The 14,595-nt window shown below is 57.8% G+C and carries 18 protein-coding genes; 5 read left to right on the top strand and 13 right to left on the bottom strand.

Annotation, left to right across the window (positions count from 1 at the left end; translation table 11 throughout):
* Nucleotides 1-71: 71 nt before the first annotated feature.
* Nucleotides 72-1,190 carry an alanine dehydrogenase gene (ald, locus tag GOW16_RS12110; RefSeq protein WP_170415228.1) on the bottom strand — a complete coding sequence of 373 codons (1,119 nt, stop codon included), beginning with the start codon at nucleotides 1,188-1,190 and terminating at the stop codon, nucleotides 72-74.
* Between the two features lie 138 nt (nucleotides 1,191-1,328).
* On the opposite strand from ald, the gene GOW16_RS12105 reads away from it, so the two are divergent.
* The gene (locus tag GOW16_RS12105; protein WP_058278916.1) at nucleotides 1,329-1,787 is read left to right on the top strand and encodes an Lrp/AsnC family transcriptional regulator; all 459 of its coding nucleotides are present in this window, start codon (nucleotides 1,329-1,331) and stop codon (nucleotides 1,785-1,787) included.
* 243 nt (nucleotides 1,788-2,030) lie between these two features.
* Complete coding sequence (gene ppk2 / locus GOW16_RS12100) at nucleotides 2,031-2,948, top strand: polyphosphate kinase 2 (protein ID WP_170415226.1); 918 nt, start codon at nucleotides 2,031-2,033, stop codon at nucleotides 2,946-2,948.
* Nucleotides 2,949-3,008: 60 nt separating this feature from the next.
* Here ppk2 and GOW16_RS12095 read toward each other — a convergent pair whose 3' ends face one another.
* Both GOW16_RS12095 and rpsU read right to left on the bottom strand, forming a co-directional pair.
* On the bottom strand, nucleotides 3,009-4,139 hold the full coding sequence (locus tag GOW16_RS12095; RefSeq protein ID WP_170415224.1) for a CAP domain-containing protein: 1,131 nt from the start codon (nucleotides 4,137-4,139) through the stop codon (nucleotides 3,009-3,011).
* Between the two features lie 293 nt (nucleotides 4,140-4,432).
* A complete protein-coding gene (gene rpsU / locus GOW16_RS12090; protein WP_005614280.1) occupies nucleotides 4,433-4,639 on the bottom strand; it encodes a 30S ribosomal protein S21 in 207 nt (68 codons plus the stop codon).
* A 111-nt stretch (nucleotides 4,640-4,750) separates the two neighbouring features.
* On the opposite strand from rpsU, the gene GOW16_RS12085 reads away from it, so the two are divergent.
* Both GOW16_RS12085 and GOW16_RS12080 read left to right on the top strand, forming a co-directional pair.
* Nucleotides 4,751-5,443 carry a COQ9 family protein gene (locus GOW16_RS12085; protein WP_170415222.1) on the top strand — a complete coding sequence of 231 codons (693 nt, stop codon included), beginning with the start codon at nucleotides 4,751-4,753 and terminating at the stop codon, nucleotides 5,441-5,443.
* Between the two features lie 55 nt (nucleotides 5,444-5,498).
* Nucleotides 5,499-6,485 carry an NAD(P)H-quinone oxidoreductase gene (locus GOW16_RS12080; protein WP_170415220.1) on the top strand — a complete coding sequence of 329 codons (987 nt, stop codon included), beginning with the start codon at nucleotides 5,499-5,501 and terminating at the stop codon, nucleotides 6,483-6,485.
* A gap of 35 nt (nucleotides 6,486-6,520) precedes the next feature.
* On the opposite strand, the gene GOW16_RS12075 is transcribed toward GOW16_RS12080, so the two are convergent.
* A complete protein-coding gene (locus tag GOW16_RS12075; RefSeq protein ID WP_170415218.1) occupies nucleotides 6,521-7,378 on the bottom strand; it encodes a DUF2189 domain-containing protein in 858 nt (285 codons plus the stop codon).
* A 190-nt stretch (nucleotides 7,379-7,568) separates the two neighbouring features.
* Between GOW16_RS12075 and GOW16_RS12070 the strand changes: the two genes are divergently transcribed.
* Nucleotides 7,569-8,552 carry a quinone oxidoreductase family protein gene (locus tag GOW16_RS12070; protein WP_170415216.1) on the top strand — a complete coding sequence of 328 codons (984 nt, stop codon included), beginning with the start codon at nucleotides 7,569-7,571 and terminating at the stop codon, nucleotides 8,550-8,552.
* A 53-nt stretch (nucleotides 8,553-8,605) separates the two neighbouring features.
* Here the strand turns inward: GOW16_RS12070 and GOW16_RS12065 are convergent, their stop codons facing one another.
* From GOW16_RS12065 to GOW16_RS12025, 9 genes are all read right to left on the bottom strand, one after another.
* Nucleotides 8,606-9,139: an outer membrane protein gene (locus GOW16_RS12065; RefSeq protein WP_170415214.1), complete on the bottom strand. Its 534-nt coding sequence runs from the start codon at nucleotides 9,137-9,139 to the stop codon at nucleotides 8,606-8,608.
* A gap of 272 nt (nucleotides 9,140-9,411) precedes the next feature.
* Nucleotides 9,412-9,885 carry a YHS domain-containing (seleno)protein gene (locus GOW16_RS12060; protein WP_170415212.1) on the bottom strand — a complete coding sequence of 158 codons (474 nt, stop codon included), beginning with the start codon at nucleotides 9,883-9,885 and terminating at the stop codon, nucleotides 9,412-9,414.
* Between the two features lie 194 nt (nucleotides 9,886-10,079).
* Nucleotides 10,080-10,346 carry a hypothetical protein gene (locus GOW16_RS12055; RefSeq protein ID WP_254429750.1) on the bottom strand — a complete coding sequence of 89 codons (267 nt, stop codon included), beginning with the start codon at nucleotides 10,344-10,346 and terminating at the stop codon, nucleotides 10,080-10,082.
* Nucleotides 10,343-10,948, bottom strand: coding sequence for a glycerol-3-phosphate 1-O-acyltransferase PlsY (gene plsY, locus GOW16_RS12050; RefSeq protein WP_170415210.1), 606 nt, complete (start codon nucleotides 10,946-10,948; stop codon nucleotides 10,343-10,345). Before plsY ends, GOW16_RS12055 begins: the two co-directional genes overlap by 4 nt.
* Nucleotides 10,948-12,228: a dihydroorotase gene (gene pyrC / locus GOW16_RS12045; protein WP_170415208.1), complete on the bottom strand. Its 1,281-nt coding sequence runs from the start codon at nucleotides 12,226-12,228 to the stop codon at nucleotides 10,948-10,950. Before pyrC ends, plsY begins: the two co-directional genes overlap by 1 nt.
* Entirely contained in the window at nucleotides 12,225-12,686 is a 462-nt protein-coding gene (locus GOW16_RS12040; protein WP_170415206.1) for a hypothetical protein, read from the bottom strand. Before GOW16_RS12040 ends, pyrC begins: the two co-directional genes overlap by 4 nt.
* Entirely contained in the window at nucleotides 12,683-13,069 is a 387-nt protein-coding gene (locus GOW16_RS12035) for a hypothetical protein (RefSeq protein WP_368039890.1), read from the bottom strand. The genes GOW16_RS12040 and GOW16_RS12035 overlap by 4 nt, the downstream gene beginning before the upstream one ends.
* Complete coding sequence (locus GOW16_RS12030) at nucleotides 13,054-13,572, bottom strand: hypothetical protein (protein ID WP_170415204.1); 519 nt, start codon at nucleotides 13,570-13,572, stop codon at nucleotides 13,054-13,056. Before GOW16_RS12030 ends, GOW16_RS12035 begins: the two co-directional genes overlap by 16 nt.
* Nucleotides 13,569-14,504: an aspartate carbamoyltransferase catalytic subunit gene (locus GOW16_RS12025; RefSeq protein ID WP_170415202.1), complete on the bottom strand. Its 936-nt coding sequence runs from the start codon at nucleotides 14,502-14,504 to the stop codon at nucleotides 13,569-13,571. Before GOW16_RS12025 ends, GOW16_RS12030 begins: the two co-directional genes overlap by 4 nt.
* Nucleotides 14,505-14,595 lie beyond the last annotated feature (91 nt).

The following is a 14,595-nucleotide window of genomic DNA, read 5'->3' as shown; positions in this document are numbered from 1 at the left end:
CAAAGGCGCGCCGCCATGCCCAACGCTGAAAAGCAGCCGCTTCAGCGGCTCCTTTCAGGGGCGGGAGTGCTTCAGGCGTTGACGATTGCCTCGGGCGAGACAACGTCCAGACCCAGCGCGGTACCTACGGCCTCATATGTCAACTGACCGGCATGTACGTTCAGACCTGCCAGCAGGTGCGGATCGTCCTGACATGCTTTCTTCCAGCCTTTGCTTGCCAGAGACAGCATGAACGGCATGGTCGCATTGCCCAGTGCGATGGTCGATGTGCGCGCAACTGCGCCCGGCATGTTGGCCACGCAGTAATGCATCACACCGTCAACTTCGTAGATCGGATCGGCATGGGTGGTCGCTTTGGAGGTTTCAAAGCAGCCGCCCTGGTCAATTGCAACGTCAACCAGAACCGCACCGGGTTTCATGGTGGACAGCTGTGCGCGCGAGATCAGTTTGGGTGCCGCAGCGCCCGGGATCAGAACTGCACCGATGACCATGTCGGCATCCTGGATCAGTTCGGCGGTAGCACCGGCTGTCGAGTACTGGCTTTTGAACGTGCCGCCGAAGACGTCGTCGAGGTAACGCAGGCGTGGTAGCGAGCGGTCCAATACGGTGACATCCGCGCCCATACCCGCAGCGATCTTAGCTGCGTGGGTGCCCACAACGCCGCCGCCGATAACGATGACTTTTGCAGGGCCAACACCAGGAACGCCGCCCATCAGAACGCCGCGGCCGCCATTGGCCTTTTGCAGGGTCCACGAACCAACCTGAGGTGCCAGACGACCGGCAACTTCGGACATTGGCGCCAGCAGCGGCAGGCCACCTTTGGAATCGGTTACCGTCTCATAGGCGATTGCGGTGCAGCCCGACGCCAGCAGGTCATGGGTCTGGTCTGGATCGGGAGCCAGGTGCAGGTAGGTGAACAGCAACTGGCCTTCGCGCAGCATCTTACGCTCGACCGCCTGAGGTTCTTTGACCTTTACGATCATGTCTGCGGTCGCAAACACTTCTTCGGCGGTGTCGACGATGCGGGCACCTGCAGCGACATACGAGTCGTTGTCAAAGCCGGAACCCATGCCGGCATTGGTTTCAATGATGACCTCGTGGCCGCGCGCTACAGCTTCTTGCGCAGCGTTGGGGGTCATGCCAACACGGAATTCCTGGGGTTTGATTTCCTTGGGGCAACCGATTTTCATGTTTTGCTCCTCCATTCATAAACTGCCCAAATTATGGGCAATTCGGGATGCAATTTCTGTGAAACTCTGCCCGGGAATTGGTTTTTCTTTGGGAGATTTTCCTGTATTATTAATAAAACCCGCAAAGGACTTGCGCGAATGAGCCTTGACACGACAGATAGAAAGATTCTGGCCGCCCTGCAACGCAACGGCAGAATGTCGAATGCTGAACTGTCAGATCAGGTGAACTTGTCGCCTTCGGCCTGTCACCGGCGTGTCCAGCGGCTTGAGGCCGAAGGGTACATTCGCAATTACGTCGCACTGCTGGATGCACGCAAGATGAACGTCCCAACCACGGTGTTTGTCGAGATTACACTGCAAGGACAGGCCGAAGAGCTTTTGGATGCGTTCGAAAAAGCGGTGGCGCGTATTCCCGACGTTCTTGAATGTCACCTTATGGCCGGAACGGCGGACTATATCCTGAAGGTTGTCGCCGAAAATACCGAGGATTTCGCCCGAATTCACCGTCAGTACCTTTCGCGGCTTCCCGGGGTGGCGCAGATGCAAAGCTCGTTTGCATTGCGCACAGTGTTCAAAACGACGGCCCTGCCGGTGTGAGTGTCAGGTTGGTGTGGGCTCGATGAGCGTGATCAGCCTGCCAGCATTGGTTCAAATCTGACGCTTGTATCCCGGCGCGGGTCGGTTCAATTATGGGGAAAGACCGTACATCTGCCTGTTTCCTCGACCCCGCGCCGAACTGCAATCGGACCAGCGTGGAGCTTTCATCAATTATTCTGGTGACATCAGGCGGTTACACTTTCTGGGTATGGTCGGAACCCGTTGACTGATAAGGAGCAGATCTTGGCTTACGAACACAACGATGCCCCAAAAGACTGGCTGGAAGCCGAGTTGGAAGACACGCTGGATGAAGATTTCGAGATTGAGTTCAGCGAGCCGATGCTGTCGATGGAAGTTCGCAAGATCTATAAGGATCAGCATCCCGACATGTTGGACCGCAAGGTCTATTTCCGAAACCTGTTGCGATTGCAGGCTGAACTGATCCGGGTTCAGGATTGGGTTCAACACACCGGTGCCAAGGTGTGCATCCTGTTCGAAGGTCGCGACAGCGCCGGAAAAGGAGGGGTGATCAAGCGGATTACCCAGCGACTGAACCCGCGTGTTGCTCGCGTGGTCGCCTTGCCCGCGCCGAGCCGTCGGGAACAAAGCCAATGGTATTTCCAACGCTATGTGCCGCATCTGCCTGCAGCCGGTGAAATCGTTCTGTTTGACCGGTCCTGGTACAACCGGGCTGGCGTCGAACGGGTTATGGGATTCGCCAGCGAAGATCAGGTCGAACAGTTCTTTCAGGACGTTCCCGAATTCGAACGGATGCTGGTGCGGTCAGGTATCATCCTGTTGAAATACTGGTTCTCAATCACCGATGAAGAGCAACAGTTGCGATTCCTGATGCGCATTCACGATCCGATGAAGCAGTGGAAGCTGTCCCCGATGGATCTGGAGTCGCGCATTCGGTGGGAATCCTACACCAAGGCTAAAGAGGATATGTTGTTCCGCACGAACATTCCCGAAGCGCCCTGGTACATCGTGGAAGGCAATGACAAAAAGCGCGAACGCCTGAATTGCATAGAGCATCTGCTGACAAAGATTCCGTATTCGGACGTACCGCAGGAAAAGGTCGATTTGCCAGATCGGAAGTATAACCCCGAATATGAACGCCGGATTTTGCCGGACGAGCTATATGTTCCAAAAGTCTACTGAATTTCGGAAGTAGAAAGTGGTGCGAGGCAAGGCTGCCCCGGCCTCGCACCGTAAGACGCGTTAAGCGGCGTCCATCATGCAGTCGAAATCATAATATGTGAACACAAAGACATCGCCTGAACCGTCGCCGGACATGTCAGAGCAAGTGGTCTCAACATCGCCCGCCGGGTTGTTGTCGCCATTCATCACCATATCGAAATCGTCGGCTTCGGGTTCTGCATCAGCATAGTCCGTGTCGTTCCAATCGAATTGGTCGAACTGAGCCTGAATCGATTGGACGAATGCCCGGATCTCCGCCAGAAACTCCTGCACGTCGAAACACGCAAATTCTTCGGGTTCTTCCGTTCCAGGCGTTTCCGGCTCCGGCTCCTCGGTCTCGGTGACATCGGTGTCGGGTGTTTCGGGTTCCGGTTCCTCGGTCTCAGTGACATCGGTGTCGGGTGTTTCGGGTTCCGGTTCCTCGGTCTCAGTGACATCGGTGTCGGGTGTTTCGGGTTCCGGCTCCTCGGTCTCAGTGACGTCGGTGTCGGGTGTTTCGGGTTCCGGCTCCTCGGTCTCGGTGACATCGGTGTTAGGCGTTTCGGGTGTCGGTTCCTCGGTGTCGGTATCCGGTGTTTCGGCTACTGGTTCCTCGGGCTCGGTAACCTCGGGGTCAGGTACTTCCGCCACGGGCTCTTCGGGCTGCGGGGTTTCCTCAACCGGAGGCGTTGGGGCTGGCGGCGTGGCTGAGCCGTTATCCAGCATGACCTCACCCTGGGTGGTGGCGAAGTTCTGCGTCACCATCACAGCGTCGAAACCCTGCATATCGCCGGTTTCAATGCCGATTCCGATGTATTTGAAATCGGGGTTCAGAATATTCGCACGGTGGCCGGGGCTGTTCATCAGGTTCTGATGAAGCTGCGCGACATCATCGCTGATACCGGGCGCGCCGCGTTCGGATTGCCAAGCGATGTTTTCACCTGAGCGCCAGTTGCCCGAGAAATCGAACCCAGCCATTTCCATCCGCTGCGTGGCGCTGGAACCGCCCGAGCCTGTGTGGCTGAACCTGTCCGTTTCCAGCATCCATTCGCTGTGATCCTCGGACGAGTCGTTCAGGCGGGTTTCAAGCTGTAAGGGGTCCAGCCCGCGGGATGTGCGCTCTTGGTTGATAAGCGCCAGCATTTCTCGTTCGATACTACTTGCAGTCGACATTATTGCCTCCGATTGGTTTTTTGTCGTGGTAGACCGCGCCAGTTACAAAGGCCGGGTGCTGTGTTCATAGGGATGGAGTGTTCGGAGGCGAGTTTTGGCGGCGCGGCGCTACCGTCACGAGATTCGCTGCGCTGCAAAATGCCGGGCAAAATGTTGCTGAAGGGGAAATGGCAGGTTGTCGCGCGTGGGCGGCCCGAGTCGGCATAAATCATCCGACCCCAAAAACGACAAACCCCCGGGCGATGCCTCGGGGGTCGTCAAATAGTGTCATCCAAAGCTGGACGAGCGAGGTTTTAGAGCAAACCTTCGCGCTGTGCTTTCTTACGTGCCAGTTTACGGGCACGACGGATCGCTTCAGCCTTCTCGCGCGCTTTTTTCTCGGACGGTTTCTCGAAATGTTGCTTAAGCTTCATTTCACGGAACACGCCTTCGCGCTGCAGCTTTTTCTTCAGGGCACGAAGCGCCTGATCGACGTTATTGTCGCGAACACTAACCTGCATGTGGTTGTCACCACCTTTCTAGATAGAGTTGCAAGGAAATTGCAGGAGTTGGCCGTATAGCAAAGCGCCTCTATCTTGTCTAGTACTGGCCCCGAGAACCGGAGAACCGCCATGACCACCACTTATGAAGACGCCAAGCAACAACTGTTGGACGCGATTCTGATCCATGTGCCGTTTGACGGCTGGTCAGAAGCCAGCTTTCGCGCGGCTATCTTGGATTGCGATATGGATGACACACTAGCGCGCGCGATCTGTCCGCGTGGCGCGGTTGATCTGGCGCTGGCTTTTCACGCGCGCGGTGACGCAGCGATGGAAGATCGACTGAAATCCGCGGACCTGAGCGAGCTGAAGTTTCGCGACCGAATCGCTGCGGCCGTCCGGTTCCGGCTTGAGGCGGTTCCAGATAAAGAGCTTGTGCGCCGGGGCATGACCTTGTTTTCTTTGCCCACCCACGCAGCCGATGGGGCAAAAGCGCTGTGGCAGACCTGCGATCTGATCTGGGACACGCTGGGCGATACATCGGACGATATGAACTGGTACACGAAACGGGCGACATTGTCGGGCGTCTATTCCTCGACCCTGCTGTTCTGGCTGGGCGACGACTCTCCGGATCATCAGAAAACATGGGAATTTCTGGATCGGCGTATAGACAACGTCATGCAGTTCGAAAAGATCAAGGCGCAGGTGAATGGTAACCCGCTGTTCAAACCGTTTCTTGCGGTTCCGAACTGGCTGGCGGGTCAGGTCAAACCGCCGATGAAAATGCGAGCCGATTTGCCGGGCATGCTGAATCCTCGCAAGTAAGCGTCTGGGCCTTCCAGAATTTGCCTGCTAGGCATTGGGCAAAGGAGATTTGCCCATGACCCAGATGATGCGCGCTGTCGAAATCACCAAACCCGGTGGCCCGGACGTTTTGCAACTGACGGAACGCCCTGTGCCCGAACCTCAAACCGGTCAGGTTATTCTGAAAGTCGCCTATGCGGGGGTAAACCGGCCCGATGCATTGCAGCGCGCCGGGGCATACGACCCGCCTCCGGGTGCCAGCGATTTGCCGGGGCTTGAGGCTTCGGGCGAGATTGTTGCCGTTGGTGCCGGTGTTGCCGGATTGGCAATTGGCGATCAGGTTTGTGCATTGTTGCCCGGTGGCGGCTATGCGGAATACGTGGCGACGCCTGCCGCGCATTGCCTGCCGGTTCCAAAGGGCATGGGATTGAAAGAGGCCGCCTGTCTGCCCGAAACCTTCTTTACGGTCTGGTCCAATGTGTTCACCCGCGGTGGATTGAAGGCGGGTGAACGGTTTTTGGTCCATGGCGGGTCCAGCGGTATAGGCACAACGGCGATCCAGTTGGCGAATGCGTTTGGCGCGCGGGTGTTTGCAACCGCGGGGTCTGCCGAAAAATGTGAAGCTTGCGTAAAACTTGGCGCCGAGAAGGCAATCAACTACCGCGATGAGGATTTCGTTGGCGTCATGCGCGCCGAGGGTGGGGCGAACCTGATCCTTGATATGGTCGGTGGTGATTACATCCCACGTAACGTCAAGGCCCTGGCCGAGGATGGCCGTCTGGTTCAGATCGCGTTCCTGCAAGGGCCAAAAGTCGAGTTGAATTTTGCGATGATGATGGTCAAACGCCTGACGCTGACCGGCAGCACTTTGCGGCCACAAAGCGATCTGGCGAAGGCGAAGATCGCGCAGGATCTGGGCGAGGCCGTCTGGCCATTGCTGGAGGCCGGGAAGGTGGCCCCCGTCATGGACAGTGAGTTCGATCTGGCCGAGGCGTCGGCCGCCCATGCGCGCATGGAAAGCTCGGGTCATATCGGCAAGATTGTCCTCAAGGTCTCCGACTAAACTACAAGCGCGGGTATATCCCGCGCTGTTTCCCATCAGGCCACTGCACGGCGGTACAGATGCCAGGTTGCGTGGCCCAGAACTGGCATGACAACAATCAGTCCCAGCAGCATCGGGATGGCTCCGATGATCAACAGGGCCGCCACGATGAACCCCCATGCCAGGATGACACCAGGGTTTTGACGCAACACCCGGACAGACGTGACGACCGCCACTGGCAGGCCAACCGGCCGGTCCAGAAGCAGCGGAAAGCTGACGACGCTGACCGCTAGTGCGACCAGCGCAAAGAGGAAGCCGATCGCATTGCCAAAGATGATCATCGACCAGCCTGCGCCCGTGGTGAAGACCTGAGTCACGAAGGCTCCGAACGAGGTTGGCAGATCAGGCCCTAGCGTATGCACATAGATGCTTTGCGCGACCATCAGCCAGACCAGCAGCAGCATGACCAGATAGAACCCCAAAGCCAGAATTGCCCCGAAGGACGGTGATCGGAAGACGCCAAATGCGTCCAGCCAATGTACTTCGCCGCCCAGTTCGCGTTTGCGGCTGATTTCATAAAGGCCAACGGCGGCGATTGGACCTACAAGCGCAAATCCCATGATCAGTGGTGCCAGCAGAGGAACCATATTGCGGTTCAGGCCGAACCCGAACATCAACAGACCTGCGACCGGGTAAATCAGAACGATGAAAATGGCATCAGCCCGCGTTTCAAGGAAATCATTATACCCGGCCTGCAAACAGGCCTTCAGGTCCTGCATTGTCAGGGTTTGCACCTGTGGCAGGTGCTGCGTATCCGCGCTGCCGATGCGGTTCACGCTTTCGGTGATATGATCGCCGGTCGCGCCGATGTTTCGTGCGGCCCAACTGATCGGATTTCCAATGGTTTTGGCCATCTTGACCCCTCCCTATGCCAATGCGCAGCGGGGTGAATCCGGCGTTGGTTGCCTTTGGCCGGACCAGCCGGCAACGCTCAGACCTTAGTATAGCACAGTTTTTCGCGTTGTGGTTGCGCGGCAGCGAAAACCTACCAATTGCCCTGTTTCACAGTCGTGTTAGCTTGGCGTCAGGCAACAGGAGGTCAGCATGCAGCAAACGGCAAGAACCGTCGTCATTCATGAACACGGCGGCCCCGAAGTTTTGAAGATCGAAGACCGGCCTTTGGGCGATCCCGGACCTGGTGAGGTTCGCATCCGCCACCGGGCCTGCGGGCTGAACTTTATTGATGTCTATCAGCGCACCGGGTTGTACCCGTTGGAGTTACCGCATGCGCTGGGCATGGAAGCTGCGGGCGTGATCGAAGCCGTTGGTGAAGGCGTCACCCATTTGACGCCGGGCCAGCGCGCGGCTTACGCCGCCGCCCCTGCGGGTGCCTATTGCGAGGCACGCGTTATGCCTGCGGCGCAGGTATGCCCATTGTCCGAAGGGATTTCCTTTGATGCGGCAGCGGCGATGATGCTCAAGGGGATGACGGTGGAGTATCTGTTTCACCGGACAACGCCTTTGAAACGGGGGGATACGGTTCTGTTTCACGCTGCGGCTGGCGGCGTTGGCCTGATTGCTTGCCAATGGGCGAAATCCGAGGGAATAACCCTGATCGGGACGGCCGGAACGGATGAGAAATGCAGCCTTGCGCAGTTCAACGGGGCTGCGCATTGTATCAACTACCGGACTGAGGATTTTGCCGAGCGTGTGGCCGAAATAACCGGCGGCAAGGGGGTGGATGTGGTGATGGACTCCATCGGCGCGGATACGTTCAATGGCTCCCTGGACTGCCTGAAACCTTTGGGAATGATGATCTCATTCGGGAACGCATCGGGGCCAGTTCCATTGATGGATATCGGCATTCTGGGCAAGAAAGGCTCGTTGAAAATCACCCGGCCGACATTGTTTACTCACATCGCTGACCATTCCGTCTGTCAGGCAATGGCGCGGCGGTTGTTCGGAAAAGTCGAAGGCGGCGAGGTCAAGATTCATATCGACCAGCGATTTCCGCTCGAAGACGTGGCCGAGGCTCATCGGGCGCTTGAGGCCCGCCAGACGACCGGCAGCACGGTCTTGGAGCTGTAGAAACACGTGGACCCGGCTGATCGAGGCCGGGTCCGACGAAACAGCGCGTGTATTTAGAAACGATAGGCCGCGCGGATCTGTACTGTGGTGGCATCCACGTCGATGCCCGATGAGTCAAAGTTGCTGAATTCATGATACAGGATTTCGCCGCCGACGCTGACATTGGGCGCAACAATCTGTTCATAGCCCGCGCCCAGGAACCAGCCGTCGTCGCTGCCCAGACTATTGGTTCCGGCTTTGGCGTAACCGCCAACACCGTACAGCAGACCCGTGGGCGTGACTTTGTAGCCAGCGCGCGCCTTGATGCGCCAAACGTCTTCGACCTCGATGCCCGGGGTCAGGTCAATCCCGGTCCAGTCATAATCGAAACCGCCGCCCACAACCCAGTCTCCAAGGTCATAGTCGTAGCCCAGGATGATACCGCCTATCGTGCCATCACCGCTGGCCCCTGACACGTTTGTGTCGATATCGGCGTAACCAAACTGGCCACCGGCATAAAAACCGGTCCAATCGCCCGAGGATTGTGCAATGGCAGAGCCTGCGGCAAGCGTTGCGGCTGCTGCGGCAAGAATGATCCTTGCTTTCATGCTGTATTCCTTCCGTTCAAAACGTTCCAGAAGAGCTTTGCTGCTCGCTGTCTGTAATGGTCACTACGGCCCGGCGCTGCGGCCGGATCACAGTTTGTTCGGCTACTCCGATCCCAATTCATCGCTCATCGACGCGTGCCTGCGTTTTTAGGGCCGGTGAGGCATGAGTGGTTCTTGTCCTTTGCAAATAGGTAGGCAGCCAAAATGGACGTTTCAAACGACGATCGGCGGCAGAGAGATCTGCCGCCGATTTAGCGATTTCTGTCAGCGAATTATTGCTGCAGTTCTGCCGGGGTCTTGTCGGCGATGTTTTCCCAGTTGGCGCTGGCTTGATCGATAAAGCCAGGGATGTCGCCTTCCCAGCGCTGTTGGATGTCTTGCGACAAGTTCAGGTACAGCTTGTTGTCGACGATCTTCCAGTAGGTCGGGTCGCCATCAAATTTGAAGCCCATCGCGGCACCGAAAGCGCAATACCCACCGTATGCAGGCAGATATGCCTCTGGGTTCTCTTCGAACGCGGCTTTGTTCTCTTCATTTGCAAAGCGGTACATCGCGTCGTTGTGCAGAGTGGTGATGCGGTAGTCACCTTTGGTCGGTTGACCTTCGGTGAAGTATGCAACCGGATCGTAGCCCTGCAAGGCCAAACCGGTCGAGCTTGCGTTCAGTTCAACACCGGCCGCCAGAGCCGAACCTGCGATAGCAACAGACAGCGCGACGCCGCCGATAAGAGATTTGAACTTGTTCATTGTTTTCACCTTTCGTGAAGAGGCCGTCACGTGACGCAGAAAATTGCGCCGAGACAACCTTGGAGTTTTTTGTCCGTGAGACCCGCAATTGGTCGTCACAGAACCCAAGTGGGCAGGCGGCTCATCACGTTCAAAGCAATCAATTGTGAATGTGCGAGAGCGAATAGGCACTGTTCACAAATGCAGAGTCGGGTTCAGTTTTTGACTGCGAAACCCAGAACGAATTCGGTTACTTTCTCCGCTGGCATTTCGCAGGGGCGAAGAAGATATCCGTTGTTCGTCAGATAAAGATTCAGGCTGATATAGTCGCCACCGTCCAATGCATGAGCGACAAGTTTCTGAGACTTGCCGTCGGAAAACTCCGTTCGACTGACGATATACCGCCTGCCATGAGCATGGCCGGTCGAAGACCCCATGGGGATGGCGAAAAAGGCGCTCAGGAAGGCGTCAGAGGCGCTCAAGACTGTCCGATTTTAGGTTCAGTGCCGGATTTGATGCGGGCAATATTCGCGCTGTGGCGCCAATAGACCAGCATGGTCAGGATACCCGCCAGAACCAGCGTTTGAGAGCCCGTCAGCAGAAGGACCCAGAAAATGGACATGCCCGCCGCTGCAAGTGCCGCAAGCGACGAGATACGCCAGATCGCAGCAGCAACCAGCCAGGTCAGGCAGCAGGCCACGCCAACGCGCCAGTCCAGCGCCAGCCAGATACCCAGAAAGGTGGCGACCCCTTTGCCACCCTTGAAACCCAGCCAGATTGGAAAGCAATGGCCCAAAAGGGCGGCCAGCGCTGCAATCTGCGCGGCATCCTCACCGGCAAGGGCACGCGCCACCAGAACGGCAACCGCGCCTTTTGCCGCGTCGAAGATCAGGGTCAGGGCTGCGGCGGTCTTGTTGCCAGTCCGCAAAACATTGGTTGCGCCGATATTGCCCGATCCGATGTTACGCAGATTGCCCAGCCCCATCACCTTGGCCAGGACCATGCCAAATGGAATCGACCCCATCAGATACGCAAATGCTGCCCAGAGGATCAGTTGGGTCGTCGTACTGTCAATGAGGGGCATCAGGGTCTCCGGTAGACTTCTTGGCCTGCAACAAAAGTTGCGGTGACCTTACCCTGCATCCGCTGGCCGTCAAACGGTGTGTTCTGGGATTTCGATTTTAACGAAAACCGGTCCAGCACAAAGGGCACATCCGGGTCGAAAAGCACCAGATCGGCAGGTGCCCCTTCGGACAGGCGGCCGCTGTCCAGACCTAACCTTTTTGCCGGATTCAGGGCCATCGCACGAAACAGCGTAGGCAAATCCAATTGTCCGGCGTGATACAGGCGCAGAGCGGCAGGTAGCAGCGTTTCAAGCGCCACCGCGCCCGAGGCCGCCTCTTCAAATGGCAGGCGCTTGCTTTCTTCGTCCTGCGGCGTGTGCATCGAGCTGATCGTGTCGATCAACCCGGCACGAACCGCTTCGATCACCGCTTGCCGGTCATCCTCGGATCGCAGCGGCGGCTTGACCTTGAAGAAGGTACGATAGTCCGCCACGTCCAGCTCATTCAGGGTCAGGTGGTGGATCGAGGTGCCGGCAGTGATGTCCAGACCATTCCGCTTGGCCCGCTCCAGCGCGGGTAGGGCGCGGGCGGTGGTGATCTGGTCGGCGTGATAAGCGGCCCCGGTCATCTCAAGCAGCGCAATGTCGCGATCCAGCCCCATCCGTTCGGCCATGGGTGACACCGCAGGCAGGCCCCGCAGAACGGCGAACTTGCCGCTGGTGGCTGCGGCACCATTGCTGAGGATGGGTTCTTGTGGGTGGGCGATGACCAGCGCACCGCAGGCGCGGGCATAGGTCAGAGCGCGGGAAAACACCTTGGTATTGGCGACGACATGGTCGCAATCGGTGAAGGCCACGGCCCCGGCATCCTGCAGGAACCCGATCTCGGTCATCTCGCGCCCTTCGCGGCCCTTGGTCAGCGCCGCCATAGGCAGGACATTGACAGGTGCGTCGGCCTGCGCTCGCCTGGTTGCGAATTCCAAGGTTTCCGGCGTGTCGATAGCAGGGCTGGTATCGGGACGGGTGACGATGGTGGTCACGCCCCCGGCTGCGGCGGCCAGACCGGCGGACTTATAGCTTTCCTTGTGCCGCTCACCCGGTTCGCAGACCTTGACGCCGATATCGACGATGCCGGGCGCAAGGCATTGCCCGTTGCAATCTATGACCTCACCATCCAGCGCCGGGGCAGCCCCTTTGCCGCGCGCGGCAATCTGGCCATCGGATACATGCAACCAGCCAAGGCCGTCCGTCCCGGTCTCCGGGTCGATCAGGCGGGCGTTTGAGAAGAGTACAGCAGTCATTTCGAGGCCTCTTGGGCTTGGTGCAGTGCCGCCAATGCGGCATCCGGGTCGGACAGATGTTCAAATGCAAAAAAAGGGTGGCGAGAAAAAAGCACCGCTCGGCGGCCGGAACGAAAGTTCAGAAACCGGTCGATTTTTAGGGACTTTGATTTGAGATCCTTGTTGAGTTTCCACGCATTTTCCTTGGTCACGACATAAACACGCTGTGACCGGGCAAACCGATCGGCCCACAGCACAAACCAAAACCCGATTGTGCAGAAAAACAACTTCCAAAAATCCCGGACGGTGTCAAAGAGCCACGGGCTTGCCAGCCAAAGTGTCGCGAAAAGAACGAGCATGCCCTTATACGCCCAGGCAAACCGAGGTGGGAAATACCCCTGATCCGGGCGGCCCGCCCACAGCACAGCTTCCCCATCGGGAATCCGTGCGTGCCACCAATCCTCGTTGGCACCGGTCATCCAATCGCCCTTTCAATGGCGGCTTTGGTGGCGGCGGGGTCAGCCTGATACTTGATTAGATGTTTGTCGCCGCCCTTGGTGACGATCTGAACAAAGCTGCCCATGATGTTGACCGACTGGATCTGGTTCAGCGGTACAACGCGCGGTCCGGGACCGGTGAGACTCGTTTCGGACATTTGCCAACTGACGGTCAGTTCCTCCGAGGCCAGATACCATGCGCGCGCGCCAACTGCGGCAAGACCGGCGGGGGCTCCGGTCCAGACATACGGGTTGCCGATCAGCCACAGCACGATCATCGCAACGGCCATGGCCCCGGCGGCCAGCCACGTATTGGTGCGGATATACGCGCCCCTGTCGGGGGAAAATGTCACAGGATCAGCCACAAGATGCCTCCGATGACCGCCAGCGCTATGACCGCCAAAACAGCCGAACCTATGCGGCGGGGCTGGTCGTCTTGTGGCACAGATTGAGGAGTAGAGAACGGTTTGGCGCTTTCGGTTTCAATCGCACCGCCGGTCCAGTTTGTCGCTTCTTCGGTGTACAGGCCGATCAGGTGCACCTTGGAATCCGGTCGCAACGTGGCAGCACGACCACCAAAAGCGGCGCTGCGCAGAACCATGACCCAGCCTTCTACGCCTTCCAATGCTGCACGGTCCAGCTGATCTTTGGATACGCCACAGCCTTCGTTCAAATAGCCAAAAAGACCTAAATCCTCGAGGTCAGAGACCGGAAAGACGTCAATCTGTGCCGGATCAAGACCTTCGACGCCCAGAATCTGATCGGCGGCACCGGGTTCACGCAGGAACTTCGCCTCTTCCGGACGCATGTCGAGGTGAAACAGGCGCAGAACGCCATGCTCGTGGGGGGCGACGATCAGATCACTCATGCGGCCTCACGCAGGTTACGGGCCAGCAGCTCCATCGCGGCCATGCGAACGGCGACACCCATTTCGACCTGTTCCTGAATGACGGATCGGTTGATGTCGTCTGCCAATGTTCCGTCAATCTCGACCCCGCGGTTCATCGGACCGGGGTGCATGACGATGGCGTCGGGTTTGGCCTGTGCCAGTTTCGCAGCGTCGAGGCCATAGCGGTGGTAGTATTCCCGCTCTGATGGGATAAAGCCGCCGTCCATCCGCTCTTTCTGAAGGCGCAGCATCATGACGACGTCGACGTCCTTTAGACCTTCGTTCATGTCGTCGTAAATTTCGGCCCCAAAATCTGCGAATTGCGACGGAACCAATGTCGGCGGCCCGATCAGGCGAATACGGTTTTCCATCTTACCCAGCAGGATCAGGTTTGACCGTGCAACGCGGGAATGAGCGACATCGCCGCAGATCGCAATGTTCAGCCGGTGCAGGCGACCCTTGGCACGACGAATGGTCAAAGCATCCAGCAGAGCCTGCGTCGGGTGTTCGTGCTTACCATCGCCGGCATTCAGTACCGCGCAATTCACTTTCTGCGCCAACAGATCAACGGCACCTGAATGTGGATGGCGTACCACCAACAGGTCTGGGTGCATTGCATTCAGCGTCATGGCCGTGTCGATCAGCGTCTCGCCCTTTTTGATCGAGCTGGCCTGCATCGCCATATTCATCACGTCCGCGCCCAGACGCTTGCCCGCGATTTCGAAACTGGCCTGCGTGCGGGTCGAGTTTTCGAAGAACATGTTAATCTGTGTCAGCCCCGACAGCACGTCGGAATGCTTGGTCGACTGACGGTTCATGTCGACGTATTTCTCGGCGAGATCAAGGATGGCGGTGATATCGGATTGCGACAGGTGCTCGATGCCAAGAAGGTGACGATGGGCGAAACGCATGGGCGGGCTCCTGTCTGACAATCGGGCCGCTTATAGGAAGACGCGCTGCGCAAGGCAACCTAAGGATTAGATTACTCGGGTAGTTTCTCGC

This window comes from Ruegeria atlantica (assembly GCF_013033965.1).
Classification (GTDB): domain Bacteria; phylum Pseudomonadota; class Alphaproteobacteria; order Rhodobacterales; family Rhodobacteraceae; genus Ruegeria; species Ruegeria atlantica_D.
The sequence above is the reverse complement of the archived record's forward strand: the minus strand, read 5'-3'. Positions and strand labels throughout refer to the sequence as shown.